Origin of the sequence: Pseudomonas sp. WS 5503 (genome assembly GCF_012985385.1) — a bacterium.
In the GTDB taxonomy this organism is placed as follows: domain Bacteria; phylum Pseudomonadota; class Gammaproteobacteria; order Pseudomonadales; family Pseudomonadaceae; genus Aquipseudomonas; species Aquipseudomonas paracarnis.
Map to the genome: position 1 here is coordinate 59,060 of NZ_JAAQWI010000012.1, position 26,986 is coordinate 86,045.

Genomic DNA, 26,986 nt, shown 5'->3' on the forward strand with positions numbered 1-26,986 from the left:
GCGTATCGGCCAGTGCCGGTAATTCTTTATCTGCGCAGAGGGCTTTGCCTCACCACAGTTTTTGACATGGCAGCCCAGCTCCTGCAAAGTGCGCGCCCTCTAATAAGACCTCTTTCAAGCCTGCACGCCGGCAGCTGTTCCCATGGGCCGCGCGCGGGCATGCCTGTCTTTTTTGTTTCTGCTTGAGGTAACCATGATTAACGCAGTCATCGCCGCGGTCGGCACCATGCTGGTACTCAGCCTGTCCCGCGTGCATGTGGTCATCGCCATTATCGTCGGCGCCCTGGTGGGCGGCTTGACCGGTGGCCTGGGTATCGAGGCCACGCTCAAGGCCTTCAACGGCGGGCTGGGCGGCGGCGCAACCGTGGCCTTGTCCTACGCATTGCTCGGTGCTTTCGCCGTGGCGATTGCCAAGTCCGGGCTGGCCCATGCGCTGGCGGACAAAGCCTTGCTGCTGGTGGACCGCCAGGACGCCAGCGGTGGCAACCACGTCAAATGGCTGCTGATCGGCCTGTTGTGGGTGGTGGCGATTGCCTCGCAGAACATCTTGCCGATCCACATTGCGTTTATTCCGCTGCTGGTACCGCCGCTGCTGTATGTGCTGACCAAGCTGCAACTGGATCGTCGCCTGATCGCCTGCGTGATGACCTTCGGCCTGATCACCCCGTACATGTTTCTGCCGGTGGGCTTTGGCAATATCTTCCTCAATCAGATCCTGCTGGCCAACGTCGCCAAGAGCGGGGTGGATATCAGCGGGGTCAACGTCACCCACGCCATGGGCCTGCCGGCGCTGGGCATGGTGGTCGGCCTGCTGGTGGCGGTGCTGATCAGCTACCGCAAAAAGCGTGTGTACGACCTGAAGAAAATCGAGCGTGTCGAGCAAGTGGCGGTGCAGTACAACCCGCTGACCCTGCTGGTGGCCGGCCTGGCAATTGCCTCGGCGTTCATCATCCAGTTGTGGCTGGACTCGATGATCATCGGCGCCCTGGCCGGGTTCCTGATCTTCTCGGTGTCGGGCATCGTGCGCTGGCGCGACACCGATGACCTGTTCACCGAAGGCATGAAAATGATGGCGATGATCGGCTTCATCATGATCGCGTCCTCAGGTTTTGCCGAAGTGCTCAAGGCCACCGGTGACGTGAACTCGCTGGTGCAAGCCTCGGCAGCGTTCATCGGCCATAGCCGGGGCGTCGGGGCGTTGTTGATGCTGCTGGTGGGGTTGTTGGTGACCATGGGCATCGGCTCGTCGTTTTCCACGGTGCCGATCCTCGCGGCGATTTTCGTGCCGCTGTGTGTGCAGTTGGGCTTCAGCCCGGTGGCCATCGTGTGCATCGTTGGTACCGCCGGTGCCTTGGGCGACGCCGGTTCGCCTGCCTCGGACTCCACCCTAGGTCCCACCTCCGGCCTGAACATCGACGGCCAGCACCACCATATCTGGGACACCGTGGTGCCGACCTTCCTGCACTACAACCTGCCGCTGCTGGCGTTCGGCTGGCTGGCCGCGATGACGCTCTGATCCAGGCGAGAACCTCTGTGGCGAGGGAGCTTGCTCCCGCTGGGCTGCGAAGCAGCCCCAAAAAAGCGTGCGGGCGCTGCGCACCCCAGCGGCAGCAAGCTGCCTCGCCACACAAGCTCGCTCCTACAGTAATTGCTCACATGGCCGTTAACCTCTCAAGTCGCCACTAACAAGAGAGAAAAGCCATGCGTCTGAGTTTGAAGGCCAAAGTCCTGGCCCTTGCTGTCGTGCCGGTGTTGTTGTTTGCCGTGGTCATCAGCCTGACCACCGTGTGGATTCTGCAGGGCCAGGCCCGCAACGAGGTGGATGAAACCCGTCAGCGCCTGCTCAACGACGCCAAGGCCACCCTGCAAAGTTATGTCGAGGTGGCCATGACCACCATCAAGCCGCTCTACGACGCGGCAGCCCCCGGCGACAGCGCGGCGCGGGCGCAGGTGGTCAAGTTGTTATCCAACACCAGCTACGGCAAAGACGGCTATTTCTTCGGCTACGACTCCGAAACCATCCGCCTGTTCAAGGGCAACAGCCCGGACGGCGTGGGCAAAAGCTTCAAGGACAACCGCGACCCCAACGGCGTCTACGTCAACCGCGACCTGGTGAAGGTCGGCAAGGACGGCACCCACTACCTGCAATACAGCTCGACCCAGCCCGGCCAGACCGAACTGGTGCCCAAGCTCGGCTATACCGAGTACCTGCCCAAGTGGGACATGGTGATCGGCACCTCGGTGAACCTTGATGGCATCGACGCCCAAGTGGCGGTGGTGCAGGCAAAAGTCGAGAAGCGCATGCAAGGCGTACTGTTGAGCATCCTCGGCGTGGCCGTGGTGGTGTTGCTGGTGATCGCCGCCTTGGGCATGCTGCTGGCCAATACCATCCTGCGCCCGCTGCACCTGATGAAGGCCAACCTCGATGACATCGCCGCGGGCGAAGGTGACCTGACCCGCCGTCTGGCCATTACCAGCCAGGATGAACTCGGCGACCTGGCCGGTGCATTCAACCGCTTTGTCGATAAAATCCACGGCCTGGTGCGCCAGATCACCGACATGACCGCCCAACTCACCGGGCTGGTGAGCCAGGTGTCCGACCAGGCCCAGCGCTCTGAACAGGCCATGGAACGCCAGCGCCACGAGACCGACCAGGTGGCCACCGCGATCAACCAGATGTCCTCGGCGGCCCACGAAGTGGCACGCAGTGCCCAAGGCGCGGCCGTCGCTGCGCAGCAGACCGACGCCGAAGGCCAGGCCGCCAAGCGGGTGGTGGACGGCAGCATCGCGCAGATCCATGCGCTGGTGAACGACATCCGCAGCAGCGGCGTGTCCCTGGACAGCCTGCAGCAGGATGTGTCGTCAATCGTCAGTGTGCTCGGCGTGATCCGCTCCATCGCCGAGCAAACCAACCTGCTGGCGCTCAACGCTGCCATCGAGGCCGCACGGGCTGGGGAGGCTGGGCGTGGCTTTGCTGTGGTCGCCGATGAAGTGCGTGCCCTGGCCAGTCGCACCCAAACCAGCACCCAGGAAATCCAGGGCATGATCGATCGCCTGCAGAAAGGCACCGAGGCGGCCGTGGACGCTATGCGCCGCTCCAGCGATGCCGGCGACGGCACCTCGGCCCAGGCCAACCAGGCCGGCGCGTCCCTGGACACCATGGCGCAACTGATTGGCACCATCAACTCAATGAACGCCCAGATCGCCAGCGCCGCGGAAGAGCAGACCGCCGTGGCGGAAGAGATCAACCGCAGCGTGCATCAGATTGCGGTAGCGGTGGACAGCGTGGCGGACGAAACCCAGTTGGGCGCTCAGACGTCTCGCAGCCTGGCAGACCTGGGCCAGCGCCTCGGGCAGTTGGTAGGCCAGTTCAGGATCTGATCCATCCAACCCACGGCAGGGTTTAAACGTCGCGCATCAGCAGGCCAAAACGCAGGTCCATCTGCGCCGGAATCGGCACATACACCGTATGCCCGTCCCCCGGCGCCACCTCAATGCTTTCGCCCTTGGCGTTATGCAGGCTCGGCAAGTCAAAATGAAAATTGCCGGCGGGCGTCATCAACTCCAGGTGGTCGCCCAGCACAAAGCGATTCTTCACCTTCACCTCGGCCAACGCGCCACGACGTTCGCCAGTCAGCTCCCCGACGAACTGCTGGCGCTCGGAAACCGAGCTGCCGTTCTGGTAGTTCTGGTATTCATCGTGCACGTGGCGGCGCAGGAAACCTTCGGTGTAGCCACGCTGGGCCAGGGACTCGAGGTTGGTCATCAAGCCGCGGTCAAACGCCCGGCCGGCCACTGCGTCATCGATGGCCTGGCGGTAGACCTGGGTGGTGCGCGCGCAGTAGAAGTGGGACTTGGTGCGGCCTTCGATCTTCAACGAATGCACGCCCATCTGTGCCAGGCGCTCCACATGCTGCACGGCCCGCAGGTCCTTGGCGTTCATGATGTAGGTGCCGTGTTCGTCTTCGAAAGCGGGCATGGGGTCATCGGGGCGATTGGCCTCTTGTAGCAGGAACACCTTATCGGTGGGTGTGCCGATGCCCAATGTGGGTTGATATTCATGGACGATATCGCCAGTGGCATTCTCCACGGCCGGCGTGGCCTGGTATTTCCAGCGGCAGGCATTGGTGCAAGTGCCCTGGTTGGCATCGCGTTTGTTCATATAGCCCGACAGCAGACACCGCCCGGAATAGGCCATGCACAAGGCGCCATGTACAAACACCTCCAACTCCATCGTCGGCACCTGCTGGCGGATTTCGCCAATCTCTTCCAGAGACAGCTCCCGCGACAGAATCACCCTGCAAATGCCTTGTTGCTGCCAGAACGCCACGCTGGCCCAATTCACCGTATTGGCCTGCACCGACAGGTGGATCGGCATCTGCGGGAAGTGCTGGCGCACCAGCATGATCAGCCCAGGATCGGACATGATCAGAGCATCCGGGCCCATGGCGATCACGGGCGCCAGGTCCTTGAGGAAGATCTTGAGCTTGGCGTTGTGCGGCGCAATGTTCACTACCACGTAGAAGCGCTTGCCCAGGTCATGGGCTTCCTGGATGCCGAGGGCCAGGTTGGCGTGGTCGAACTCGTTATTGCGCACCCGCAGGCTGTAGCGCGGCTGGCCGGCGTAGACCGCGTCGGCACCGTAGGCGAAGGCGTAGCGCATGTTTTTCAGGGTGCCGGCGGGAGCGAGCAGTTCGGGGGCAGTTATCGGGCGCATGGGTGTGGGTCGCAAAAAGGCGCGAGGGTAGTGCTGGAGCGATAACGGGATATTGACCCAGGTCTAAATAACGCGATCTATGCTTGTTCGATAAACAAGGGCACTCCCACGTTTGGCTGCGGACTAAGCAACAGGGCCGCCATCGGCCCTGTTTTTCTGACATGGACCGGACATGAATCAAACCAACCTGCAATTCAAAACCCTGTTGCTGCTACTGGCCTTGGTCACCGTGGCTTTTATCTGGATATTGCTGCCGTTCTACGGTGCGGTGTTCTGGGCGGTGATCCTGGGCATTATCTTTGCGCCGATGCAGCGCCGCCTGCAGCAACGTTTTAGCTGGAACCGCAACCTGACCTCCCTGACCACCTTGATGGTGTGCCTGGTGATCGCGATTCTGCCGGTGATCATCACCAGTGCTTTGCTGGTGCAACAGGGGGCCACGCTCTACAAAAACATCGAGAGCGGCAAACTCGACGTAGCGGGTTATATCGAGCAATTCAAGAACGTCCTACCCCCGTATTTCCAGCAGTTGCTCGACCGTTTTGGCATGGGCAACCTCGAAGGGCTGCGGGAAAAGGTCGTCAAGGGCGCGATGCAGGGCAGTCAGTTCTTTGCCTCCCAGGCGTTCAGCTTCGGCCAGGGTACGTTTGATTTCCTGGTGAGCTTTTTCATCATGCTGTACCTGCTGTTTTTCCTGCTGCGCGATGGCCCGGAACTGGTACGCAAGGTGCGCACGGCAGTACCGTTGGCCGAGCCGCAAAAGCGTCGCCTGCAGCTCAAGTTCAACCGCGTGGTGCGCGCCACGGTCAAGGGCAACGTGCTGGTGGCTGTGACCCAAGGTGCGCTGGGAGGCTTGATCTTCTGGTTCCTGGACATCCCGAGTGCCTTGCTCTGGGCCGTGCTGATGGCGTTCCTGTCGCTGCTGCCTGCGGTGGGTGCCGGGTTGGTCTGGGGGCCGGTGGCGGTTTATTTCCTGTTGAGCGGTTCGATCTGGCAGGGCGTGGTGCTGGGGCTGTTCGGGGTGTTCGTGATTGGCCTGGTGGACAACGTGCTACGCCCGATCCTGGTGGGCAAGGACACCAAGATGCCGGATTACCTGATCCTGATCTCGACCTTGGGCGGCCTGTCGGTGTTCGGCCTTAACGGCTTTGTGATCGGGCCGCTGGTGGCAGCGTTGTTCATGTCGTGCTGGGCGTTGTTCGTCGAAACCAAGCCGCGGGTCAAGTTGCCATTGCCGTAGCTTTCAGGCCTCGAGCCTGAAGTCGGTTGCCATTCGGCGCTGTGTTTCGGCATCGGATAACGAAGTGAGCGGGCCGCTGATCGGCTCGCCATCGCGCACAACGTACCAGCAGGCGAGCAAGCCCAGTTTGCGCAGAGGGGCGGGGACGGCGCTGCCGATGACGGACATGATTTGAATAGTGGGCATAAGTACCTCCAAACGTTATGGAGGTCACCTTACGGTTTGCCGGTGCCTGGGAAAAATCACCTGGCTCGATAGTCGACATCAACGTCAGGCGTTAATCCACCACCTGGTCGAGCATGTTCACCACTTCGTGCTCACTGAGCAGGCCCTTGCGCACCAGGTTTTCTGCCAGCAATGCCAGGAACTTGGCGCTGCGATGGCCTTCAAGGTGCTTGAGTTCAGTCAAGGCGCTGTAGACCTTGCTGGAGGTGCAAAGGCCGGCGGTGCGGTGCGGGTTTTGTGTGGGCATGGTCAATCGTCCTTAATTGTTATTGGTTGGACTGGGTCGATAGTGCGACTGTTTTGTGACGCAAACATGACAGCGCAGCCCGTCATCGATCAAGAGGATATTTGACGCTTATCATGTGGGATTGCTGCTCGTACGTTGTTCTCACAGCGACACTGGCAGGATTAATCCGGACTTCCCAGGCAAAAAAAGGCCCCGCGTGTGGGCGAGGCCTGTGGCTGTCAACGGATTAAAACTTACCAACCATGGCGGTAGTAGCCGTGGGGCGGGCCGTAATAACCGCGAGGCGGCCCATAATAACCGCGCGGTGGGCCGTAGTAGACGGGCGCCGGGCGATAGTAAACCTGCTGTTGCACATATACCGGTGGCGGTGGCGCGTAGTAGACCGGCGGCGGCGCGGCATACACCGGCTGCGGCTGCACATACACCGGTTGTTGCACGTACACCTCACGCGGCTGGCTGGCAACCACAGAGCCGACTACCGCTGCGCCGACAAGCGCACCGAACACGGCCGGGCCACCCCAACCACTACCGTGGGCGGAGGCTTGGCCGGCCATCGCGAGTGCGCCGATAAGCAAGGCGATCCTGGGGAGTTTACGCATGATGGTCTTTCCTCGGTTAGCCCCTGCGCTTGTGGTCTGCAATCAATAGACTCAAGGATTGTCGCGGGGATACTTTTAAGACAACGTATTTCGAGAAAACAGCACGGCCAATGGGTAAAGGTTGTGTAAGGTCTGTACCGATTTGCTTACTTCAAGGAGTTATCCATGCAGATGCACCCCAACAAGGACACCCAACTGTGCATGTCGCTGTCGGCGCGCCCTGGGAACTTTGGCCTGCGTTTTCATAACCACCTGTATGAACAGCTGGGTCTGAATTTTTACTATAAAGCCTTCAGCAGCCAGGACTTGCCCGGCGCGATCGGCGGTATCCGCGCCCTGGGTGTGCGGGGTTGCGGGGTGTCCATGCCGTTCAAGGAGGCCGCCATTGCCTTGATGGACGAACTCGACGATTCGGTTCAAGCCATCGACTCCCTGAACACCATCGTCAACACCAACGGCCACCTCAAGGCTTACAACACCGACTACATCGCCATCGAGCAATTGCTGAAAAAACACGCGGTGCCCAAGGACTCCAGCTTCGCCCTGCGCGGCAGCGGCGGTATGGCCAAGGCGGTCGCCAGCGCCTTGCGTGACGGAGGGTACGCCAATGGCGTGATCGTGGCGCGTAATGAGGTGGCGGGCCAGGCATTGGCCAGGAACCTGGGGTATCAGTGGCAGGCGGATCTGGGCAGCCTGCGGCCACAGATGCTGATCAACGTGACACCCATCGGCATGACCGGCGGGGTCGAGGCGGATGCGTTGGCGTTTGAGGCCGAGGCAATCGATCAGGCTGAGACGGTCTTCGATGTGGTGGCGATCCCGGCGGAAACGCCGTTGATCGTGCGTGGTCGTGCCCAGGGCAAGCGGGTGATTACCGGGCTGGAGGTGATCGCTATCCAGGCGTTGGAGCAGTTTGTGCTTTATACCGGCGTGCGGCCTACTCAGGAGCAGTTCGAGGCAGCGGTGGCCTTCGCCCGCAGCTAAAGCCTTGCACCAATCCACTGTGGGAGCTGGCTTGCCTGCGAAGACGGCCTCACAGTCGACACCGTAATACCGAGTACATATCCATTCCTGCGGTAACGGCTACTTAGGGTTCCGCTCTGACAGCGGCTCACTTTTGAAAAGCGCAAAAGTAAGCAAAACGCTCTTGCCCCACCACTCGGCACCTCGCTCAGGCTCGGTGTGCCCGAACGCAGGCTTGAATCCGTGGGCCGCCGCCACGCGCCATCCATGGCGCGGGGCGTCTAACCCGGCGTCCTGCCGGGTTACCCACGAATTCAAGCCTGCGTTCGGCCAGCGTGGTTTAACGGGGCGCCTAAGATCAAAAGCAGAGCAAGATCAAGAGCGGCTCGCTTCGCATCGTAGTTACCGTCGGCTGCTGCAACCTACAAAGTTGTGTCGATACCAATGGCTATCGCAGGCAAGCCAGCTCCCACATGTTTATCTGCGTTATGCCTGTTCCAGCTGCGCCAGCCGTTCTTCCAGTGCGGCAATCCGCGCTTCCAGCTCTTCAATCCGCTCCACCGAAACAGCCCCCGCGCTACGCTCTACCGGATTCCCCCGTGCGGTCATAATCGCTTCAATATCTGCCGGGTCCCCTAGTGCATGGGTATACCGGTCTTCCCGCTGCCCCGCCTGACGCGGCACCAGAAGCGCCAGCCCTCGTGCAATCAGGCGTTCGAGCTGATGCACAACCTGTTCGGCATCCTCAAAGTCATGCATACGCCCGCTGCGGGTGAGCAACTCGTTGACGGTCTGCGGCCCCCGCAGGAACAGCAGCCCGGTCAGGATCACCTGGGCCGGCACCAGTTCCAGGGCCTTGTCCACACGGTGCTCCCAGCGGTCGGCGCGGCTGCCCATCACCAGGCGCGTGAAGCCTTGGCCTTCGAGCGCGCGCAGGCTCTGGCCGACCTGGCCTTGGCTGAGGTTCATCACCGGCTCGCGGCTGGTCTTCTGGTTGCAGGCCAGCACCAAGGCGTTGAGGGTGAGGGGGTAGGTTTCCGGGTTGGTCGCCTGTTTTTCGATCAGGCAGCCCAGGATGCGGATTTCCGTGCTGTTCAGGCGCGGCTCAGGGGTGTCGGTGTCGTGCTCGGCGGTCATCGCGCTTTCCCTATGCAGTGAAGCCCCTTAGCCTAAGCTTGAAAAAATAAAAGACAAGCGCCAGGCATGGCTATAATCGCGGCTGGTTCCAACCCCGCCATTACCGTGAGACTGTCATGACTATTTCCCTGTACGCCGCTTCCATCCCGGTCTTCAAGCAAATGCTCAACGCCCTCAGCGATGTGCTGAACAAAGCTGAAGCCCACGCCAGCGCCAAGAACATCGAGCCCAACGCCTTGCTGCAAGCGCGCCTGTTCCCGGACATGTTCCCGTTGGTGCGCCAGGTGCAGATCGCCGTGGACTTCGCCAAAGGTGTGTCGGCACGCCTGGCCGAGATCGAAGTACCGAAGTACGAAGACAGCGAAGTCACCTTTGCCGACCTGCAAGCGTTGATCGCCAAGGTCCTGGCCTTTGTCGACACCATCAAGCCCGAGCAGATCGACGGCAAGGAAGGCATCGAGATCGTCACGCGCCCAGGCACCCCGAAAGAGAAGCGCTTCAGCGGTCAGTCCTACCTGCTGACCTACGGCCTGCCGCAGTTCTTCTTCCACGTCACCACCGCTTATGCGCTGCTGCGTCATAACGGTGTGGAAGTGGGCAAGCGCGATTACATGGGCGCGTTCTAAACCCGCACAAGCACAAAAAAGCCCGGTGCCGTTCTCTGCGAACGGCACCGGGCTTTTTTATGGGGCTGTGTTAAGCGGCCTGTTCTTCCTTGCCCAAACACGCCGCCGCGGTAAACAGCACATCGGTAGACGAGTTGAGTGCGGTTTCCGCCGAGTCCTGCAGCACGCCGATGATGAAACCGACGGCCACTACCTGCATGGCGATTTCACTGGGGATGCCAAACAGGCTGCACGCCAGGGGAATCAACAGCAGCGAACCACCCGCCACCCCCGATGCACCGCAGGCACACACCGCAGCGACCACGCTGAGCAGCACGGCGGTCGGCATGTCCACGGCAATGCCCAGGGTGTGCACGGCGGCCAGGGTCAGCACTGTGATAGTGATGGCGGCGCCGGCCATGTTGATGGTGGCACCGAGGGGGATCGACACCGAGTAGGTGTCTTCATGCAGGCCCAGGCGTTTGCTTAGTGCCAGGTTGACCGGAATGTTTGCCGCCGAGCTGCGGGTGAAAAACGCGGTGATGCCGCTTTCGCGCAGGCACATCAGCACCAGCGGGTAAGGGTTGCGACGCAGTTTCCAGAACACGATGGCCGGGTTGATCACCAGTGCCACGAACAACATGCAGCCGATCAGCACGACCAGCAGGTGGGCATAGCCGAGCAGGGCGTCGAAACCAGAGGTGGCGAGGGTGGAGGCCACAAGACCGAAGATACCCAGCGGGGCGAAGCGGATCACCACGCGTACGATCAGGGTGACGCCGTTGGACAAGTCGTCCAATACCGTACGGGTGGTCTCACCGGCATGGCGAATAGCGATGCCCATGCCGATGGCCCAGGCGAGGATGCCGATGAAGTTGGCGTTCATCAGTGCACTGACCGGGTTATCCACCACACTGAGCAGCAGGCTTTGCAACACTTCGCCAATGCCCCCAGGAGCGCTCACCGTGGCGTCATGGGTAGCCAATACCAGGAACGACGGAAACATCATGCTGGCAACCACCGCAACCACGGCGGCGGCAAAGGTGCCGAGCAGATACAGGAACAGGATCGGGCGGATATGGGTTTCCTGGCCATGCTTATGGTTGGCAATCGAGGCCATGACCAGCACAAACACCAGGATTGGCGCGACAGCCTTCAGCGCCGTGACAAACACCTTGCCGATAAAACCGGTGGCGCGCGCGGCCTCGGGGAACAGCAGGGCCAGCACGATCCCGGCAATCAGGCCGATGACAATTTGGGAGACCAGGCTGACGCGCATTAAACGTTGCAGCAGGGAAGGGGCAGCAGTCATAAAGAGTTGTCTCTAGTTTTTTTAGTAGGGCACAGCATTGCAGGCAGAAAGTACTGTAGGAAGTAGGCGCGAAGTCTAGCATGCTGTAGGGCACGTCTCGTTTGCTGCGGCATTCCGTCACCCGTTTCAGCCGGGCTTGGTCAAATCCGGACATGTTCTGTTAAGATTCCCCCCTCTCATCTTTCCTCTCCGTCAGCGGGCCCTTCGGGCTGTCGTTGATGTCGTCGTTTCTGGAGTTTTCATGTTGTTTCCTATCCTGCTGCTGTCAGCCGCCGGTTTTACCGTGCTGACCACAGAATTCGTCATCGTCGGCCTGTTGCCGTCGATTGCTCGGGACCTGAACGTCAGCGTGTCCCAGGCGGGGCTGCTGGTGACGCTGTTCGCGTTCACCGTGGCCGCGTTCGGCCCGTTCCTCACGGCCTACTGCGCGCGCTTTTCGCGCAAGCGCCTGTTTATCAGCATCCTGATCATGTTTGCAGCGGCCAACACCGTGGCGGCTTTGGCGCCGAATATCTGGGTGATGGCCGTGGCCCGTTTGATTCCCGCCTTGGGCTTGCCAGTATTCTGGGCCCTCGCCAGCGAAACGGCGGTAGACATTGTCGGCCCTGAGTTCGCCGGGCGTGCGATTGAAAAAATCGGCTTTGGCATTGTTTGCGCCACCGTATTTGGTATTCCGGTGGGCACGCTGATTTCCGATATGTTCGGCTGGCGCACCGCGTTCGCCGTGCTCGCTGTGATTGCCCTGGCCAAGGCATTGCTGCTGTATCTCTATCTGCCGGTCACCCCGGCCAAGCACCAGCAGGGCAGTCTGCGTTCGCAATTCAGGATCCTGCGCAGCCCCGTGATGCAGGGGCATATCCTGCTGTCGATCCTGGTGTTCAGTGGCATGTTCACCGCCTATACCTACTTGGCAGATATCCTTGAGCGCCTGGCCGGGTTCGATGGTACGTTGGTGGGCTGGTGCCTGATGGGCTTTGGCGCGGTCGGGCTGATTGGCAACTCCCTCGGCGGACGCGCCGTGGATCGTCACCCATTGATCGCGTCCATGGTGTTCTGCGGGTTCATGATCGCGGGCATGGTGGCAGTGGTGCCGGCGATTCACTCGACCATCGGCCTGGCCGCGGCGATGGCGGTGTGGGGCGTGACCCAGGCGGCGATGTTCCTGGTCAGCCATGTGCGCTTGATGAAGGCCGCGCCCCATGCACCGGCGTTTGCCGCGTCGCTGAATATCGCCGGCGCCAACCTCGGCATTGGCCTGGGCGCGATGGTGGGCGGGCATGTCATCGACACTCTGGGCCTGGGCAGCCTGGGGTTTGCCGCTTCGGGGTTTATCCTGGTGTCGATCCTGCTCGCACTGTGGCTGATGACCGCCAAACCCACGGCGCTCAATGCCTGAGCGATCAGGGCAAAGCGGTAAACAACTCCCGCCGGGCACCCTCGGTAATGGCCACAATGCCGGGGTGCTTGACCTTGCGCTCCACTGAGATCGCATAAAACGACTCGGTCACCGCATCGGTCTGGCCAATCAGCGCCACGCCGTATTGGCGCACCACCTCGTCGGCGATCACGCTGGGCGCGATAAAAATCCCGCTGCCGGATTGCCCGAAGGCCTGCATCAAGGCGCTGTCGTCGAACTCGCCGATGATGCGGGGTTGAATCTGCTGTTCGGCAAACCAGCGCTGCAAACGGCTGCGCACCACGGTCTCAGCGCCCGGAATCAACAGCGGTGCGCCCTGCAAACACTGTGGGAAATCCCCCCCATGCTGGTCTGCCAACGCCTGGGTGGCGAAAAAACTGATGCCGCATTCTCCCAGTTTCTGGCTGTAGCCCTTGATGTCCAAGTGCGTGGGCATGGGGCTGTCGGAAATCACCAAGTCCAGGCGCTGGATCGCCAGGTCGGCCAGTAAACGTTCGAGTTTGTCTTCACGGCAGGTGATGCGGATCGGTTCGCTCAACTCCATGGTCGGCGCGATCAGCCGGTACACGATGGATTTGGGCACCACATCCGCCACCCCAACGCGGAACGGGATCTGCTGCTCGTCAGGCTGGGCGCGCAGCATCGCCTCCAGTTCATTGCCGGTCTGGAACATCTGCTCGGCGTAGGGCAGCGCCTGGCGCCCGGCTTCGGTCAGTTCAAGCTGGCGCCCGACCCGCTGAAACAGGGCAATACCGAAGGTCTGCTCCAACAGGCTGATCTGCCCGCTGATGGTCTGCGGCGTGAGGTTCAATTGCTCACAGGCGCGCACGATGCTGCCGGTCTTGGCCACCACCCAGAAGTAATGCAGTTGTCGATAATTGAGCATCACGGCCTACACTTCGTAAAAATCGAAGTATACGCGAGAAAAATACGAATTTTCCTGAACTGTTCGCCTGCATAGAATGCCTCGCTATCGAGGGGCCACTACTTGGACCCAAGGGTTCTAACGAGGAATACATCATGAAACTCAATTCCCTGGGCGCGGCGTCGTTGCTTGCGCTTTCATTGGTAGTGGTCAGCGGCTGTGATCAAGTCGAGAAAAGCGCGCAACAGGTGCTGGGCAAAGCCACCGAGTCGGCCAAGCAGGCCATCGACGACACCCACAAGGCCGCCGAGCAGGCATTGAGTGAAGCAACCCAGGGCTTGATCAGCCCTGAGAAGCAGGAAAAAGACGCCGAAAACGCTGCTGAATCCGACACCAAAGAAACCTAATTCCCCAGCACTACCACGTCAGGACTGACCTATGGATTACCTTCTACAACTGGCCGCCAGCCCCACCGCCTGGGTCGCACTGGCGACCTTGATCGTCATGGAAATCGTGCTGGGCATCGATAACCTGATCTTTATCTCGATCCTCACCAATAAACTGCCGGAGAAGCACCGGGCCAAGGCGCGGCGCATTGGTATCAGCATGGCGTTGATATTGCGCCTGGGCCTGTTGAGCACCATCGCATTCATCGTGCAATTGACGACACCGGTGTTCGAGGTTTTCGGCCAGGCGTTCTCGTGGAAGGACATGATCCTGATCGCCGGCGGCCTGTTCCTGGTGTGGAAGGCGACCACCGAGATCCATCACAGCATGGACCCGGAGCCTGAAGAGAAGGCAACTGTCAGCAACACCGTGACCATCGGTTTTGCCGCCGCCATCGGCCAGATCCTGATGCTCGACCTGGTGTTCTCCATCGATAGCATCATCACCGCCGTGGGCATGACCGAGCACTTGCCGATCATGATCATTGCCGTGGTGGTCTCGGTGATCGTGATGCTGGTGGCCGCTGAGCCGTTGGCCAAGTTCATCAACGACAACCCGACCGTGGTGATGCTGGCCCTGGGCTTCTTGATCATGATCGGCATGACGCTGATCGCCGAAGGCTTCGGCGCCCACGTACCAAAAGGCTACGTGTATGCGGCCATGGCCTTCTCGGCGGCGATCGAATGCTTGAACATCGCCCGGCGTAACCGGCACGCACGTTTGCTCGCTGCGCGCCAGTAACCGCTGAACAAACAGGCCGGCTGTGCTCACAAGAGCCCAGCCGGCCTTTTGCTGTCTGCTAGAATCGGCCCACTTGATAGCTTGAGGTCCCCCATGAACGAGCCGATTCGCCTTACCCAGTACAGCCACGGTGCGGGTTGCGGTTGCAAGATTTCGCCCCAGGTCCTGGAAGTGATCCTTGCGGGCAGCGGTGCACAGAACCTCGACCCCAACCTGTGGGTGGGCAATGCCTCCCGCGACGATGCGGCGGTATACGCCATCGACGACGAGCGCGGCGTGGTGTCCACCACGGACTTTTTCATGCCGATTGTCGACGACCCGTTCGACTTCGGCCGCATCGCCGCCACCAATGCCATCAGCGACATCTACGCCATGGGCGGCGATCCCTTGATGGCCATCGCCATTCTCGGCTGGCCGGTCAATGTGCTCGCGCCGGAGATTGCCCGCGAAGTGATTCGCGGCGGTCGGGCGGTGTGCGACGCAGCTGGCATTCCGCTTGCGGGCGGGCATTCCATCGACGCGCCGGAGCCGATCTTCGGCCTGGCCGTGACCGGCATCGTGCAAAAGCGCCATATGAAGCGTAACGACACGGCTACCGCCGGTTGCCGCCTGTACCTGACCAAGCCCCTGGGCATCGGCATCCTCACCACCGCCGAGAAGAAGGGCAAGCTGCGCGAGGCGGATATCGGCCTGGCGCGTGACTGGATGTGCACACTCAACAAGCCGGGCAGCCGTTTCGGCAAGTTGGCCGGTGTGACGGCCATGACCGATGTCACTGGTTTCGGCCTGCTTGGCCACCTGGTGGAAATGGCCGATGGCAGTGGCCTGACGGCCCGTATCGACTATGCAAAGGTTCCGCGCCTGCCGGGGGTGGAGTATTACCTGGACCAGGGCTGCGTGCCGGGTGGCACCTTGCGCAACTTCGAGAGCTACGCCAGCAAGCTGGGGCGTGTGCAGGAGCTGCACAAGCGCGTGCTGTGCGACCCCCAGACCAGCGGTGGCCTGCTGATCGCCGTTACCCCGGAAGGTGATGCCGAGTTCCACGCCGTGGCTGCCGAGCTGGGCTTGGCCCTTGAGCCTATCGGTGAACTGCTGGAGCGACAGACCAACGCGGTTGAGGTGATTTGATGGCGACGTACATCACCGATTACCGCGACATTTTCCTCAACGACCGGCCGATGATGGATACCCGCGCGCCGGTCGAATTCACCAAGGGCGCGTTCCCCGGGGTGATCAACCTGCCGCTGATGACCGACGATGAGCGCCAGCGAGTCGGCACCTGTTACAAGCAGCAAGGCCAGCAAGCGGCGATCGTGCTGGGGCATGAACTGGTGTCGGGGGCAATCAAGGCCGAGCGCATAGAACAGTGGGCGCAGTTTGCCCAGGCTAACCCCAATGGCTACCTGTACTGCTTTCGGGGCGGCCTGCGTTCGCAGATCGTGCAGCAATGGTTGAAAACCGAAGCGGGCATCGAATACCCCCGCGTCGGCGGTGGCTACAAGGCCATGCGTACCTTCCTGCTGGAAACCCTGGAGCAGGCGACTGCCCAGTGTGATTTCGTACTGCTGGGCGGCATGACCGGCACCGGCAAGACCGAAGTGCTCGGCCAACTGCGCAATGCCCTGGATTTGGAAGGGCACGCCAACCATCGCGGTTCCAGTTTCGGCAAGCGCGCCACGGCGCAACCCTCCAATATCGACTTCGAAAATCGCCTGGCGGTGGATTTGCTGAAGAAGCGCGCAGGTGGTATCGAGCAGTTTGTGGTGGAGGACGAGAGCCGCATGATCGGCAGCTGTGCGCTGCCGCTGCCATTGCACAAGGGCATGCAGACGTTTCCTATGGTGTGGCTGGAAGACAGCGTCGAGGGCCGTGTCGAGCGCATCCTGAAGGATTACGTGGTGGACCTGTGCGCCGAGTTCATTGAGGTGTTTGGGGAAACCGGCCAGCGATTATTTGCCGAGCGCCTGACCCAGAGCCTAGCCAATATTCACAAGCGCCTGGGCGGTGAGCGTTTCCAACGGCTGCAGGCGGTGTTGCAGGAGGCCCTGGCCGAACAGGCACGCAGCGGCGCAGTGGAGCTGCATCAGGTATGGATTGAAGGCTTGCTGCGTGAGTACTACGACCCGATGTATGCGTTCCAGCGCGAGAGCAAGGGCGCGCGTATCGAGTTTGCCGGGGAGCAGGGTGAGGTGGTGGAGTATTTGCGCGAGCGAGCAGCTCGGGTGGGGTGACCTTTCGGACGCCATCGCAGGCAAGCCAGCTCCCACCTTTTGACGTGTGAATACATACAAAGGTGGGAGCTGGCTTGCCTGCGATGAGGCCATCAGCCCCACTGAAACTCTAAAGAATCACCGCCCCAATCAACCCACACACCACCCCCACGAGCATGGTCAACCCGGCCACCGTCACCAGCACCCGCGCATCGAAATCCTTGCGCAGCATCAACAGCGACGGCAGGCTCACGCTCGGCAGGGTCATCAGCAAGGCCACGGCCGGGCCGGTGCCCATGCCCAGGGCCATCATGGTTTGTACGATAGGAATCTCTGCCGCTGTCGGAATCACGAACAGCGTGCCCACAATCGCCAGCGGCACCAGCCACACCAGGCTGTCGGCCATCGCCCCGTCCACATGAGGGAACAGCCACACCCGCGCCGCGCCGAGGATCAGCACCGCCAGGATATACACCGGGATAGTGCTCCAGAACAGCTGCCACAGCGTGCGTAACCAGCGGCTCAGGAACGGTTGCGACTCCACTGTGCTGACGTCGGCAACGGCTTCAAGTGCTGCTTCCGGCACCTGGTCCGGGCGCGCAATGCGCTGTGCCACCAGGGACACGCCCACCACCAGCACAATCCCCGCCACCAGCCGCAGCGCGGTGAAACCCCAGCCCAGCACAAAGCCCATGAACACCAATGTCGCCGGGTTCAATACCGGGTTGGCAATCCAGAACGCCAGCGCCGCGCCGACCGACACCTGCTGGCGGCGCATGCCCGCCGCCACCGGGGCCGCGCAGCAACTGCACATCATCCCCGGCAGGGCGAACAGCCCACCGCGCAGGGTCGAGCCCAGCCCGGCGCGGCCAAACAGGCGCAGCAGCCAGTCGCGGGGGATCAATACCTGCAGCAATGAACCGAGGATCACTGCCAGTACGGCGGCTTTCCAGATGGCCAGGAAATACACCTGGGCATAGGCCAGCGCCGCCGCCAGAGGCGAGCTTTGCTGGTCATTGAGAATCGAGGCGCCAATGCTGTGGTTGTCGGCCGCTACAAACGCCTTTAGGTAGTAGGGCGACCACTTCACATAGTAGAGGCCGATGCAGGCCACCAGGAGAAACAGCGCAGGTTTGCACCAGAATGCCCAGCCGCGGTTGGGCTGGGTGGAAGCGAGGTTGGACATGGAGATGATCCGCAGGTGAGTCGATAGCCCGGCATCATACGCCCCTGCGGCCCAAGCTTCAGATATCTGCGCTGACCTGGGTCGGGTCCGGGCAGTTTTCCCCGCCGTTATTCAGCCCTTGCTTGTAGTTGCGGCTGAGCAGCGAAGCCTTGCCGTTGTGCCAGGTCAATGTCAGCACGTACAGGGAGTCATAGTCATTTCCAGACCAATCATCGGTAATGGTGTGTTTTTCGCCGGCGGCTTCGCTGGCGACTTTGTTGATCAGTTCCGGCAAGTAACCATGGGACCAGGCCGTGTAGATGGTCGCGTTGCGGTATTTGTCCTCGACCAGTTCTTCGGCCAGGGCACTGGTGTCATTCGCTGAGAACTCGATATTCACCGGCAAGCCGAGCTTGATCGCGCTGGGGCTGATGGTGATCAGTGGGCGAATGTAGCTGTAGGAGTTATCCAGTTCGCCTTCCTCGACGTTGCGCGTCGGGTTGGCAGCGAACACATAGTTGGCTTTGCCGAACTTTTCCGGCAACAGGGTCGCTAGGTTCATGGCGCGGTTCAGGCCCTGGCAATTGAGTTGGCCCAGGCCACCGGCGGGTTTTTCGCCGTGGCGCAGGAATACCAGGGTTTGCACGCCATCGACCGGTTGCGCACGGCTTTCACGGGCGTCCAGGGCGGTGACGATGGCAGCGCTGACCAGCAGCAGCGGCAATACCATGTAGGAATAACGTTTGAGTTGTGGCACAAGGCGCAGAGGCTTGATCTTCATGATAGGTTCGAGTCTTCGTGCGTCGGGTTAAGGCGGACAAGCCCGGCCCCAGTGACGCATCAGCGTCCTGCGGTGTTCCCTGTCGATATAGCAAGCAGCCTCCATTCATTGTTCGGGCGCTCTTAAGAGTGCATTCGGGCGCTTTGGTTCGCCCACGCGGGATACTAGCTGGCAAATGTTGCGCAACGATGACCCATGCACGACGGCAGGCAGATGACTATGATGGGGCTTTCCGACCAGGGGGTTCTCGATGAACGCACTCGCCGCTTTCCCGATCAATAGCAAATGGCCCGCCCAGCACCCAGAACGCCTGCAGCTGTATTCGCTACCCACGCCCAACGGCGTCAAGGTGTCGATCATGCTCGAAGAACTGGGCCTGCCTTACGAGGCGCACAAGGTCAGCTTCGACACCCAGGACCAATTGTCTCCCGAGTTCCTGTCCCTGAACCCCAACAACAAGATCCCTGCGATTATCGACCCCAACGGCCCGAGCGGGCAGCCGCTGGCACTGTTCGAATCCGGCGCGATCCTCGTTTACCTGGCGGAAAAGACCAGCCAGTTGCTCTCCGAAGACCCGGCCACCCGCTATGAAACCCTGCAATGGTTGATGTTCCAGATGGGCGGCATTGGCCCGATGTTTGGCCAACTGGGGTTCTTCAACAAATTCGCCGGCAAGGCTTATGAGGACAAGCGCCCGCGTGATCGCTACGCCGCCGAATCGCGGCGCTTGCTGGGCGTGCTGGAAAAGCGCCTGTTGGGCCGCACCTGGATCATGGGCGACGACTACAGCATCGCCGACATTGCGACCTTTCCGTGGGTTCGCAACTTGATTGGGTTCTACGAGTCCGGTGATCTGGTAGGCATCACCGATTTCCCTAACGTACTGCGCGCGTTGGACGGCTTTGTCGCACGTCCTGCGGTGATCCGTGGCCTGAACATTCCGAGCTGAAGCATGTCGACTTTCGATTTTCAACAACTGGATGTATTCAGCAGCGTGCCGCTCAAAGGCAACCCCTTGGCCGTGGTGCTGGGGGCCGATAGCTTCACCGACCAGCAGATGGCGGACTTTGCCAATTGGACCAACCTCAGCGAAACCACGTTTTTACTGACGCCGCGCGACCCACGTGCTGACTATCGGGTAAGAATCTTCACCACCCTCAAAGAGCTGCCGTTCGCCGGGCATCCGACCTTGGGCAGTTGCCACGCCTGGTTGCAGGCTGGCGGCGTGCCACGTGGGGAGGAGATTATCCAGGAGTGCGAAATCGGCTTGGTGCGTATTCGTCGCCAGGGTGACCAACTGGCGTTTATCGCGCCGCCATTGTTGCGTGCAGGGCCCGTGGAGGCGCCGTTGCTGGAGCGCGTGCGCCTGGCTTTGAAGCTGGCGCCCGAGGCGATTGTGCGCAGCCAGTGGGTCGATAATGGTGCGGGTTGGCTGGCGGTGATGCTGGCTGATCGTGACGCGGTGCTTGCGTTGCAACCGGACTATGCGCAACTGCTGGGTCTGGCCGTAGGGGTGATCGCCCCCTGTGATCCGACGCGTGATGCGGTGGACGCGCAATTTGAAGTGCGCGCTTTTGTCGCTGGCGATGGCGCCGCCGAAGACCCGGCCACCGGCAGCTTGAATGCCGGCGTGGCCCAATGGCTGCTCGCCGAGGGTCTGGCGCCCAGCCGTTACGTGGTCAGCCAAGGCACGGCGATCGGGCGAGCTGGGCGTATTCATATCGAGCGCCAGGGCGATGAAATCTGGGTGGGAGGCGCCGTAGCGTTGTGCATCGAAGGGCGTCTACAGCTGTAGATCAATGAATTGTTACGCACCCGGCAATACACTATTGGCCCCTCGGCATTTGTGTTGCCGGGACTTGGGGGCATAAGCTTTCGCCCCAAAGTGTTCAGCCATTTTTCAGGATTGCCATGACCAGCCAGTTCCCCCAAGCCCGCCCACGTCGCCTGCGCCGCTCCCCGGAGCTGCGTGGCCTGTTCCAGGAAAGTGAGTTCACCATCAACGACCTGGTACTGCCGATTTTTGTCGAAGAAGAAATCGACGACTTCGTGCCCATCACCAGCATGCCGGGTGTGTTGCGCATTCCTGAGAAAAAACTCGCCGGTGAGATCGAGCGTTACGCCCGCGCTGGCATCAAGTCGGTGATGACCTTCGGTGTGTCCCACCACCTCGACGCCAGTGGCAGCGACACGTGGAAAGAACGCGGCCTGGTTTCGCGCATGTCCTCGATCATCAAGGACGCCGTACCGGAAATGATCGTGATGTCCGACACCTGCTTCTGCGAATACACCGACCACGGCCACTGCGGTGTGATGCACGGTGCCCATGTCGACAACGACGCGACCCTGGTCAACCTCGGCAAACAAGCCGTGGCCGCCGCCCGCGCCGGCGCCGACGTGATCGCCCCTTCAGCCGCGATGGACGGCCAGGTCCAGGCCATCCGCCGTGCCCTGGATGACGCCGGCTTCACCCACATCCCGATCATGGCCTACTCCACCAAATTCGCCTCGGCCCTCTACGGCCCCTTCCGAGAAGCCGGCGGCAGCGCGCTCAAGGGCGACCGCAAAAGCTACCAGATGAACCCGATGAACCGCCGCGAAGCCGTGCGCGAATCGCTGCTGGACGAACAGGAAGGCGCTGATGCGCTGATGGTCAAGCCTGCCGGTGCCTACCTCGACATCATCCGCGACATCCGCGAAGCCTCGCGCCTGCCGGTGGCGGCGTACCAGGTGAGCGGTGAGTACGCGATGATCAAGTTCGGCGCACAGGCCGGGGCGATTGATGAGGATCGAGTGGTGCGCGAGACGTTGGGGTCGATCAAGCGGGCGGGGGCGGATTTGATATTTACGTATTTTGCGATGGATTTGGCGTTGGCGGGGATTTAAGGATATTGTTTCTCCCCTGTGGTGAGCTGGCTAATCACAGGGGGAGGGGCACTCATAACTTAGTTGAATTTTTCGTAATCTTGCGCACCTAATGACACCAACCATTTCCTGAAGAAATCAATTTGTTCCTGTGGGTCGTTTGTTAGGTTCTCCTCTTCGTAGTCAAACAAATGGACTATGTCGTCGTTGGTAGCTTGCTGACCTAAAGTCATTTCGTATGCGACGAGCCCCGCGCTCATCTGAGAAGCCATTCTTGAAGGTTTAACATTTATTTTTGCCCCTTTGCATAAAAAAGTTATATGCGGGAAGTCTGCTCTGATTTTTGCGAGGCATATATATAGGTCATGCCCTTCATAAACTTTTTTAAAGTTATCGGCCTCTGAAAATGTCATGATGAGCTTCCTTGGGTCATATTTGACGGTGACCTCCTTGTGCTCGTTTTTGATTATCACCTTTATATTTTTGGTTTTCATTTTATTTCCTGTTGGGGTTTGGTATGGAATATCCAACGTAAGTTCCATCAGGTTTTACTGGGGTGGCGCCTAATATATCCTCTGGGTCGATTTTGTTATGGATAGCGAATTCTAGCTCTTTAGGGTACGGCGCCTGCTTGCCTAGTTCTGTATTTATATCATGCCCCTCAATACTCTTAAGTGTGTACAAATAGCCTTTTTTATCTCCGTAGCTGGTAGCAAAAGTGATCCCGACTGCCCGTGATGGCGATGTGCTTATGAAATTGCTGGGAGGGTCATTACTGTCAATTGCGTGTAGGTACAAATCTTCGCTATCGCCTTTGCTTTTAAAGCCATTTTTGAATACCTCGTTTGGAGGGGTTTTGTCTCCGCGAAAAAGATACTCTTCGTCATTATGAGGAGTCGGAACGTTGGGTTCTGATTTCTTACTTGATGCTGGAGTTGAAGGATCTTCAGCGCCTAAGGATGGTTCGCATCCTACCGTACCTGGGCATCTGTTCAGTCCCAGCGGGTCTACCCAACCTGTCGGATTGGGCACATACCGGTACCCATTGATCCCACCCGCCAACTTCACCGGGTCCGGTGTCAGGTAGCGACCAATATCCGGATTGTAGTAGCGATGGCGGTTGTAGTGCAGGCCGCTTTCCTGATCGAAATACTGACCCTGAAAGCGCAGCGGGTTGTCAATGTTGCCTACGTCGAGCCGGGCAATCTGGCCGTATGCGCGGTAGTGGGCGGACCAGATGATTTCGCCTTCGGGGTTGGTCAGTTCCTGCGGGGTGCCGAGGTGGTCGAGTTGGTAGTGGTAGGGCGTGGTGGCTTGTGGACCGAAACCTTCCAACAGCGCCAATGGGCGGAAGCTGTCGGGTTCGTAGAGATAGCTGCGATGGCGCTCTGCATGGTGTTCGGCAATCAGCTTGTCGCCTTGCCAGAAAAACTCGGTGGTTTTGTCGTCCACGGTTTTGCTGATGCGGCGTCCAAATGGGTCATAGCGATAGCTGGCGGTTTCGCCGTTCGGTTTTGTGATGCTGATTAACCGATGCTGGCAGTCGTAGCGGTACTCAGTAACGAGTTGCTGGCCCTTGCCGCGTCGTTCGCGGATGAGGTTGCCGAAGGCGTCGTAGTCGTAATGGCGGTCGCCTTGGATCATCAGACGATTCGCCGCGACGATGTCCGGGCCGGGGCGGTCTTGCATCAGCAGGTTGCCGGCCGGGTTGTGGGCGAAGCGTTCCTGTACGTCCTGGGAGTGGTCGGCGCGGGTCAGGCGATTAAGCGGGTCGTAGCGGTAAAAGTGTTCGCCTTTGCGAGTGTCGAGCAGGCGGGTGAGGTTGCCGCTTTTGTCGTAGTCGTATTGGCGTTGGTAGAGGTGGTTTTGTTGCTGCGTTACCGCGTGGGCGTGCAGGCGGTGTTGGTCGTCGTAGTGGTAGTGGCTGAGCACTTGGCCTTGCTGGCGCTGATGCTCGCGGCCGCTCTTGAATAGGTGCGAGGTAAGCACTTCACCGTTGAGTTCGACGGTGGCGAGGTGGCCGCCTTTGTCGTGGTTGAAGGTGAGGCGGTTGTTGTCCGGCAGGCACAGATTTTTCAGCTGGCCGCAGGCGTCGTAGCCGTAGCGCAGGGTGCCCCAGCCCTGGTGTTCGGCGGTGAGGCGGTTTTGGCGGTCGTATTCGTAGGCCAGCGCCCAGTGGCCGTCCTCGACGCTGAGGAGGTTGCCCTGGCGGTCGTAGGCATAGTCGACAACGCTGGCATCGGGCAGGGTTTTTCGGACGAGGCGACCGGCGTGGTCGCGCTCGTAACGGGTGATTAGCTGACTGTTATCGTCGCCGTATTCGGTCTTCTCCAGCAGGTTGCCGTTGAGGTCGTAGGCGTAGGCGGTGCGCTGGCCGTCGAAGCCGGTTTCCTGGCGGATCAGGCCGTTGGGGTGGTAGTCGAGTTGGTAGGTTTCGCCGGCTTCGTTTTCGATCTCGGTGAGCAATAGCCGAGCGTTGTCGTAGCGGTACTTGACCTGGGTGCCGTCGGCGTTGAGGCGGCGGCTGATCAGGTGCAGGCCATCGGCGTATTCATAGCGGGTGACGTGGCCGAGTTCGTCGCGTTCGGCGATGATTTTGCCGTAGGGGTTGTAGCTGAACTCCCTACAACCACCGCCTGGCTGGGTCAGTTTCAGCAAGCGTCCTGCGGCGTCCCACTGATACTGGATTAGTGCGCCATGCTCATCCTCACGGGCAACCTGTCGACCCAGATCGTCATAGCGATAACGCTTGATCCCACCATTGGGCAATTGCTCCTCAAGCAGTTGCCCGCGTTCGTTCCACACCAGTCGATGGCAACTGCTGTCGGGATACCAAACCCCAATTAATTGCCCATGTTTGTCATAGCTGTAGTCAGTCGAATTGCCATCCGGGTCAGTCTTGCGGATGACATCGCCCTGAACATTGCGCTCATATTTCCAGACCGCCTCCCCACGCCTGACAACCCGTACAAAACCGTTGTCATGCTCGTAGGACGTTGGCTCATCATCCCCCGGAAACAGCGCGACCAAGCGCCCGGCATCGTCGTACTGATAGGCCGTCACCGCGCCCATCGGGTCTTGCTCGACGGTCAGCCGGCCCTGGTCGTCGTAGGATTTAAAGTGCGTGGCGCCGTCCGGATCAATCCTCTGCACCAGCCGCGCCCGCTGGTCATGGACATACACCTCCTGGCTACCATCGGCGTTATGCACGGTGACACGCCCGTCATCGCCCCAGGCATAGCGCGTGTCCATCTGCGAAAAACTCGCCCAATGCCGCACGCAGCGAGCCGCCTTGCCCGCGCCTTCCCACGCCCAGAAGAAACTCGCCCCACCGGCTAACTGCCGCTCGACAATGACGTGCTGATCGTCGTACCGATAACGCTCGCTTTCACCGACGGCATTGGTCGCGCAAACCAGTCGTCCGTGTTCGTCATAGGCGTAGGAAACAAGGTTCTGTTCGGTTTCCCACACGTAGGGATCACGCCCTTTGGCGCGATGCACCTGGTAGTCCACCGCAACGATGCGATCCAACTCATAACGCAACAGCAACGAGCGACCAGCACCGTTATCCAGCCGCTCAATCCGTCCTGAGCGATCACGGCAAATGCGCAGACGGTTGTCATACGCATCGCTGATGGTTGTCAGCACACCGTCGCGAAAGTGGTAGAAACGCGAGGCTTGGGCCAGCACCAGTTCGTCAGGCGCCGAACCCAAGTAGATCGCCGCTTCCGCCAGGCTATTGGTGATCGCAGGTCGAGCGGCGGTCGGCAAGGGAAACTGAGTACGGCGATTCTCATGGTCAGTCCACACCACCAAATCGCCCGACACCACCAGCCGATGAGCCAGCGCATGACTCCAGCCAAACCCCAACCCACACTCGACTTCCACCGCACTGGTGCGGTACAGCCGCGTCCACTCAAACGGCAAGATTCCATCCAGCGCACCATCGGTGAGGGTCAGCAATTCCTCGCCGGTGACCATCGACACCGGGCAACCGTGGGTGACGGTTTTATCCGCAGGCGCCGCCGCATTCCCCTTCGGGTTCGACGCCACAGCCGGCACATCATCGACAGGCTCCTGACGGACCAATGTCGTGCGCTGGGCCTTGCCGCGCACCATCGGCACCGGGTTCGAAACCAGCGTGTCGCCTGCCTTCAACGGCACCACTGGCACTACCTTGACCGGCGTCGCCGCACTGCTCAGCAAGACCGGCTTTGCGGCCTCCACATGCGCCCCTAACCCGGGCCCCACCACTTGCTTGGCCAGCAACTCCAACAACGCCCGCGCCCGCCCGGATTTAACGTGACTGAGCACACGAGCCCCCAATCGCGCCACCACGCCCATCGCACCCAAGACGCGAATCAGCAGTAGATTGATCAGCACCTCACCGGTAATTTCACCCCACAGTTCCGCCATCTCTGGCGGCGGGAGCATGCGCATCCAGCTAACCTGCGCCGACAGGTAGATAAACAGCAGCGGCTCGTCACTGAGTACCAACAAGCCCTGGGCTATCGCATCACTGCCCAGGGTCAGCAGTTCGTCGAACTCAGTTTGCGAAAGGTATTTCAGTAGCTTTTCGCTGTTGGGCTTGAGGTCCGCCAGCAGCGCAGACAGCTCGCCAAGGTTGTCCCACAGGCTGTAAAGCGCCTTGCCCAACCCACTGGCAAAAGCCGCTTCCAGCAAGCGGCGCCGCTCAAGCGGGCGGGCGTCTGTGTAATTTTTCCATTGGGCTTGGAAGGTGTCGGTCCACTCTTTGCGCAGCCGGGCTTCCAGCGCGGCGATCACCGACTGGTAGGACGCATACAGTGCTTTGAGGTGATCCTGGGAAACGTTGGGGTAGAAACTCACCCGGTATTGCTGGTTGCGATCACACTCGGTGACTTCGAGGATGCCACTGGGGCCGATGGTCTTATGGAGGGGCTCGCCCAGCGGGCCGCCGTTTGGATCAACGCGTTGCACGATCACCGGGGTGTTGCCGATGGGTACGAACCTCGTGCTCTGGAACATATGCACCAGGGTCAAGGTACCCGTGGCCTGGCAGGTGGCGACGGTGCTGCTGGGAAACAGGGAGCGATTGATCGGGGCAACCAGCGCGACGTCATCCCCGACCTTGAACACCTGTTCGACGTCCAGCGCGGAGAAGCTCCAAAAGCTTTTGGCCCACTCGTCAAAGGTGTTCAAGCAATCGCGAAAGTCACGGAAGACGCCCTCGACGTCGACCGTTTCCACGTTCATTGGCGTCAGCGCCAACCTGCCAATGGCCGGGTTCAAGTGGCGGCCCCGTCAACCGCACGCGTCACGAAAAAAACCATCTGCACTCCCTCGCACTGTTTGATCAGGCGAGGGACTTTGCAGAGGTTTGCCGGGGGGAGGAGTAGAGCTTATCCGGCAGTTGTGTGGGATGTTTCAGTTACTGCCAGGCACTGGATTCGGCATGCCGACGAACCCCG

At 60.4% G+C, this 26,986-nt stretch carries 24 protein-coding genes; 13 read left to right on the top strand and 11 right to left on the bottom strand.

Annotation, left to right across the window (positions count from 1 at the left end; translation table 11 throughout):
* The first annotated feature begins 196 nt into the window (after positions 1-196).
* Together HBO10_RS26360 and HBO10_RS26365 are read left to right on the top strand one after the other, a co-directional pair.
* Entirely contained in the window at positions 197-1,516 is a 1,320-nt protein-coding gene (locus HBO10_RS26360) for a Na+/H+ antiporter NhaC family protein (RefSeq protein ID WP_161793214.1), read from the top strand.
* Positions 1,517-1,701: 185 nt separating this feature from the next.
* Positions 1,702-3,381, top strand: coding sequence for a methyl-accepting chemotaxis protein (locus tag HBO10_RS26365; protein ID WP_034125805.1), 1,680 nt, complete (start codon positions 1,702-1,704; stop codon positions 3,379-3,381).
* A gap of 22 nt (positions 3,382-3,403) precedes the next feature.
* Here HBO10_RS26365 and yegQ read toward each other — a convergent pair whose 3' ends face one another.
* Positions 3,404-4,717, bottom strand: a complete 1,314-nt coding sequence (gene yegQ, locus HBO10_RS26370; RefSeq protein ID WP_034125804.1) for a tRNA 5-hydroxyuridine modification protein YegQ — start codon at positions 4,715-4,717, stop codon at positions 3,404-3,406.
* A 172-nt stretch (positions 4,718-4,889) separates the two neighbouring features.
* Between yegQ and HBO10_RS26375 the strand changes: the two genes are divergently transcribed.
* Positions 4,890-5,957: an AI-2E family transporter gene (locus HBO10_RS26375; RefSeq protein WP_169922162.1), complete on the top strand. Its 1,068-nt coding sequence runs from the start codon at positions 4,890-4,892 to the stop codon at positions 5,955-5,957.
* Positions 5,958-5,960: 3 nt separating this feature from the next.
* On the opposite strand, the gene HBO10_RS26380 is transcribed toward HBO10_RS26375, so the two are convergent.
* The 3 genes from HBO10_RS26380 to HBO10_RS26390 all read right to left on the bottom strand — a co-directional run bounded on the left by HBO10_RS26380 (position 5,961) and on the right by HBO10_RS26390 (position 7,028).
* Positions 5,961-6,143, bottom strand: a complete 183-nt coding sequence (locus HBO10_RS26380; protein WP_034125803.1) for a hypothetical protein — start codon at positions 6,141-6,143, stop codon at positions 5,961-5,963.
* 91 nt (positions 6,144-6,234) lie between these two features.
* Positions 6,235-6,429 (bottom strand): hypothetical protein, encoded by a 195-nt coding sequence (locus tag HBO10_RS26385; protein WP_003190284.1) that lies wholly within the window; start codon positions 6,427-6,429, stop codon positions 6,235-6,237.
* A gap of 233 nt (positions 6,430-6,662) precedes the next feature.
* Positions 6,663-7,028: a hypothetical protein gene (locus HBO10_RS26390; RefSeq protein WP_034125802.1), complete on the bottom strand. Its 366-nt coding sequence runs from the start codon at positions 7,026-7,028 to the stop codon at positions 6,663-6,665.
* 165 nt (positions 7,029-7,193) lie between these two features.
* On the opposite strand from HBO10_RS26390, the gene HBO10_RS26395 reads away from it, so the two are divergent.
* Positions 7,194-8,012 (top strand): shikimate 5-dehydrogenase, encoded by an 819-nt coding sequence (locus HBO10_RS26395; RefSeq protein WP_034125801.1) that lies wholly within the window; start codon positions 7,194-7,196, stop codon positions 8,010-8,012.
* Positions 8,013-8,477: 465 nt separating this feature from the next.
* Here the strand turns inward: HBO10_RS26395 and HBO10_RS26400 are convergent, their stop codons facing one another.
* Entirely contained in the window at positions 8,478-9,128 is a 651-nt protein-coding gene (locus HBO10_RS26400; protein WP_054898808.1) for a DUF480 domain-containing protein, read from the bottom strand.
* A 116-nt stretch (positions 9,129-9,244) separates the two neighbouring features.
* On the opposite strand from HBO10_RS26400, the gene HBO10_RS26405 reads away from it, so the two are divergent.
* Positions 9,245-9,754 (top strand): DUF1993 domain-containing protein, encoded by a 510-nt coding sequence (locus tag HBO10_RS26405; RefSeq protein ID WP_003190292.1) that lies wholly within the window; start codon positions 9,245-9,247, stop codon positions 9,752-9,754.
* 70 nt (positions 9,755-9,824) lie between these two features.
* On the opposite strand, the gene sstT is transcribed toward HBO10_RS26405, so the two are convergent.
* A complete protein-coding gene (gene sstT, locus HBO10_RS26410) occupies positions 9,825-11,045 on the bottom strand; it encodes a serine/threonine transporter SstT (protein ID WP_034125799.1) in 1,221 nt (406 codons plus the stop codon).
* Between the two features lie 241 nt (positions 11,046-11,286).
* On the opposite strand from sstT, the gene HBO10_RS26415 reads away from it, so the two are divergent.
* Positions 11,287-12,441, top strand: a complete 1,155-nt coding sequence (locus HBO10_RS26415; protein WP_034125798.1) for an MFS transporter — start codon at positions 11,287-11,289, stop codon at positions 12,439-12,441.
* A gap of 4 nt (positions 12,442-12,445) precedes the next feature.
* Here HBO10_RS26415 and nhaR read toward each other — a convergent pair whose 3' ends face one another.
* On the bottom strand, positions 12,446-13,348 hold the full coding sequence (gene nhaR / locus HBO10_RS26420) for a transcriptional activator NhaR (RefSeq protein WP_034125797.1): 903 nt from the start codon (positions 13,346-13,348) through the stop codon (positions 12,446-12,448).
* 134 nt (positions 13,349-13,482) lie between these two features.
* Here nhaR and HBO10_RS26425 point away from each other — a divergent pair, with 134 nt between their 5' ends.
* From HBO10_RS26425 to mnmH, 4 genes are all read left to right on the top strand, one after another.
* On the top strand, positions 13,483-13,734 hold the full coding sequence (locus HBO10_RS26425) for a hypothetical protein (RefSeq protein ID WP_034125796.1): 252 nt from the start codon (positions 13,483-13,485) through the stop codon (positions 13,732-13,734).
* A gap of 31 nt (positions 13,735-13,765) precedes the next feature.
* Positions 13,766-14,515: a TerC family protein gene (locus tag HBO10_RS26430; protein WP_014717958.1), complete on the top strand. Its 750-nt coding sequence runs from the start codon at positions 13,766-13,768 to the stop codon at positions 14,513-14,515.
* 93 nt (positions 14,516-14,608) lie between these two features.
* Positions 14,609-15,643: a selenide, water dikinase SelD gene (gene selD / locus HBO10_RS26435; RefSeq protein WP_020302053.1), complete on the top strand. Its 1,035-nt coding sequence runs from the start codon at positions 14,609-14,611 to the stop codon at positions 15,641-15,643.
* The gene (gene mnmH, locus HBO10_RS26440; RefSeq protein ID WP_034125795.1) at positions 15,643-16,746 is read left to right on the top strand and encodes a tRNA 2-selenouridine(34) synthase MnmH; all 1,104 of its coding nucleotides are present in this window, start codon (positions 15,643-15,645) and stop codon (positions 16,744-16,746) included. The genes selD and mnmH overlap by 1 nt, the downstream gene beginning before the upstream one ends.
* A gap of 109 nt (positions 16,747-16,855) precedes the next feature.
* On the opposite strand, the gene HBO10_RS26445 is transcribed toward mnmH, so the two are convergent.
* Both HBO10_RS26445 and HBO10_RS26450 read right to left on the bottom strand, forming a co-directional pair.
* The gene (locus tag HBO10_RS26445; protein ID WP_032903692.1) at positions 16,856-17,911 is read right to left on the bottom strand and encodes a permease; all 1,056 of its coding nucleotides are present in this window, start codon (positions 17,909-17,911) and stop codon (positions 16,856-16,858) included.
* A 58-nt stretch (positions 17,912-17,969) separates the two neighbouring features.
* A complete protein-coding gene (locus tag HBO10_RS26450) occupies positions 17,970-18,671 on the bottom strand; it encodes a hypothetical protein (RefSeq protein WP_034125794.1) in 702 nt (233 codons plus the stop codon).
* A gap of 250 nt (positions 18,672-18,921) precedes the next feature.
* Here HBO10_RS26450 and HBO10_RS26455 point away from each other — a divergent pair, with 250 nt between their 5' ends.
* From HBO10_RS26455 to hemB, 3 genes are all read left to right on the top strand, one after another.
* Positions 18,922-19,620, top strand: a complete 699-nt coding sequence (locus HBO10_RS26455) for a glutathione S-transferase N-terminal domain-containing protein (RefSeq protein WP_034125793.1) — start codon at positions 18,922-18,924, stop codon at positions 19,618-19,620.
* A 3-nt stretch (positions 19,621-19,623) separates the two neighbouring features.
* Positions 19,624-20,466 (top strand): PhzF family phenazine biosynthesis protein, encoded by an 843-nt coding sequence (locus tag HBO10_RS26460; RefSeq protein ID WP_034125792.1) that lies wholly within the window; start codon positions 19,624-19,626, stop codon positions 20,464-20,466.
* 116 nt (positions 20,467-20,582) lie between these two features.
* Positions 20,583-21,557: a porphobilinogen synthase gene (gene hemB / locus HBO10_RS26465; RefSeq protein WP_034125791.1), complete on the top strand. Its 975-nt coding sequence runs from the start codon at positions 20,583-20,585 to the stop codon at positions 21,555-21,557.
* Between the two features lie 59 nt (positions 21,558-21,616).
* Here hemB and HBO10_RS26470 read toward each other — a convergent pair whose 3' ends face one another.
* A complete protein-coding gene (locus HBO10_RS26470) occupies positions 21,617-22,030 on the bottom strand; it encodes a hypothetical protein (RefSeq protein ID WP_034125790.1) in 414 nt (137 codons plus the stop codon).
* A 1-nt stretch (position 22,031) separates the two neighbouring features.
* Positions 22,032-26,771 (bottom strand): RHS repeat-associated core domain-containing protein, encoded by a 4,740-nt coding sequence (locus tag HBO10_RS26475; protein ID WP_169922172.1) that lies wholly within the window; start codon positions 26,769-26,771, stop codon positions 22,032-22,034.
* Positions 26,772-26,986 lie beyond the last annotated feature (215 nt).

Bases quoted from the DNA above. Each gene is read 5' to 3' on its own strand.
- HBO10_RS26365 (WP_034125805.1), top strand. From the start codon at position 1,702: ATGCGTCTGAGTTTGAAGGCCAAAGTCCTGGCCCTTGCTGTCGTGCCG.
- yegQ (WP_034125804.1), bottom strand. From the start codon at position 4,717: ATGCGCCCGATAACTGCCCCCGAACTGCTCGCTCCCGCCGGCACCCTG.
- HBO10_RS26375 (WP_169922162.1), top strand. From the start codon at position 4,890: ATGAATCAAACCAACCTGCAATTCAAAACCCTGTTGCTGCTACTGGCC.
- HBO10_RS26380 (WP_034125803.1), bottom strand. From the start codon at position 6,143: ATGCCCACTATTCAAATCATGTCCGTCATCGGCAGCGCCGTCCCCGCC.
- HBO10_RS26385 (WP_003190284.1), bottom strand. From the start codon at position 6,429: ATGCCCACACAAAACCCGCACCGCACCGCCGGCCTTTGCACCTCCAGC.
- HBO10_RS26390 (WP_034125802.1), bottom strand. From the start codon at position 7,028: ATGCGTAAACTCCCCAGGATCGCCTTGCTTATCGGCGCACTCGCGATG.
- HBO10_RS26395 (WP_034125801.1), top strand. From the start codon at position 7,194: ATGCAGATGCACCCCAACAAGGACACCCAACTGTGCATGTCGCTGTCG.
- HBO10_RS26400 (WP_054898808.1), bottom strand. From the start codon at position 9,128: ATGACCGCCGAGCACGACACCGACACCCCTGAGCCGCGCCTGAACAGC.
- HBO10_RS26405 (WP_003190292.1), top strand. From the start codon at position 9,245: ATGACTATTTCCCTGTACGCCGCTTCCATCCCGGTCTTCAAGCAAATG.
- sstT (WP_034125799.1), bottom strand. From the start codon at position 11,045: ATGACTGCTGCCCCTTCCCTGCTGCAACGTTTAATGCGCGTCAGCCTG.
- HBO10_RS26415 (WP_034125798.1), top strand. From the start codon at position 11,287: ATGTTGTTTCCTATCCTGCTGCTGTCAGCCGCCGGTTTTACCGTGCTG.
- nhaR (WP_034125797.1), bottom strand. From the start codon at position 13,348: ATGCTCAATTATCGACAACTGCATTACTTCTGGGTGGTGGCCAAGACC.
- HBO10_RS26425 (WP_034125796.1), top strand. From the start codon at position 13,483: ATGAAACTCAATTCCCTGGGCGCGGCGTCGTTGCTTGCGCTTTCATTG.
- HBO10_RS26430 (WP_014717958.1), top strand. From the start codon at position 13,766: ATGGATTACCTTCTACAACTGGCCGCCAGCCCCACCGCCTGGGTCGCA.
- selD (WP_020302053.1), top strand. From the start codon at position 14,609: ATGAACGAGCCGATTCGCCTTACCCAGTACAGCCACGGTGCGGGTTGC.
- mnmH (WP_034125795.1), top strand. From the start codon at position 15,643: ATGGCGACGTACATCACCGATTACCGCGACATTTTCCTCAACGACCGG.
- HBO10_RS26445 (WP_032903692.1), bottom strand. From the start codon at position 17,911: ATGTCCAACCTCGCTTCCACCCAGCCCAACCGCGGCTGGGCATTCTGG.
- HBO10_RS26450 (WP_034125794.1), bottom strand. From the start codon at position 18,671: ATGAAGATCAAGCCTCTGCGCCTTGTGCCACAACTCAAACGTTATTCC.
- HBO10_RS26455 (WP_034125793.1), top strand. From the start codon at position 18,922: ATGAACGCACTCGCCGCTTTCCCGATCAATAGCAAATGGCCCGCCCAG.
- HBO10_RS26460 (WP_034125792.1), top strand. From the start codon at position 19,624: ATGTCGACTTTCGATTTTCAACAACTGGATGTATTCAGCAGCGTGCCG.
- hemB (WP_034125791.1), top strand. From the start codon at position 20,583: ATGACCAGCCAGTTCCCCCAAGCCCGCCCACGTCGCCTGCGCCGCTCC.
- HBO10_RS26470 (WP_034125790.1), bottom strand. From the start codon at position 22,030: ATGAAAACCAAAAATATAAAGGTGATAATCAAAAACGAGCACAAGGAG.
- HBO10_RS26475 (WP_169922172.1), bottom strand. From the start codon at position 26,771: ATGAACGTGGAAACGGTCGACGTCGAGGGCGTCTTCCGTGACTTTCGC.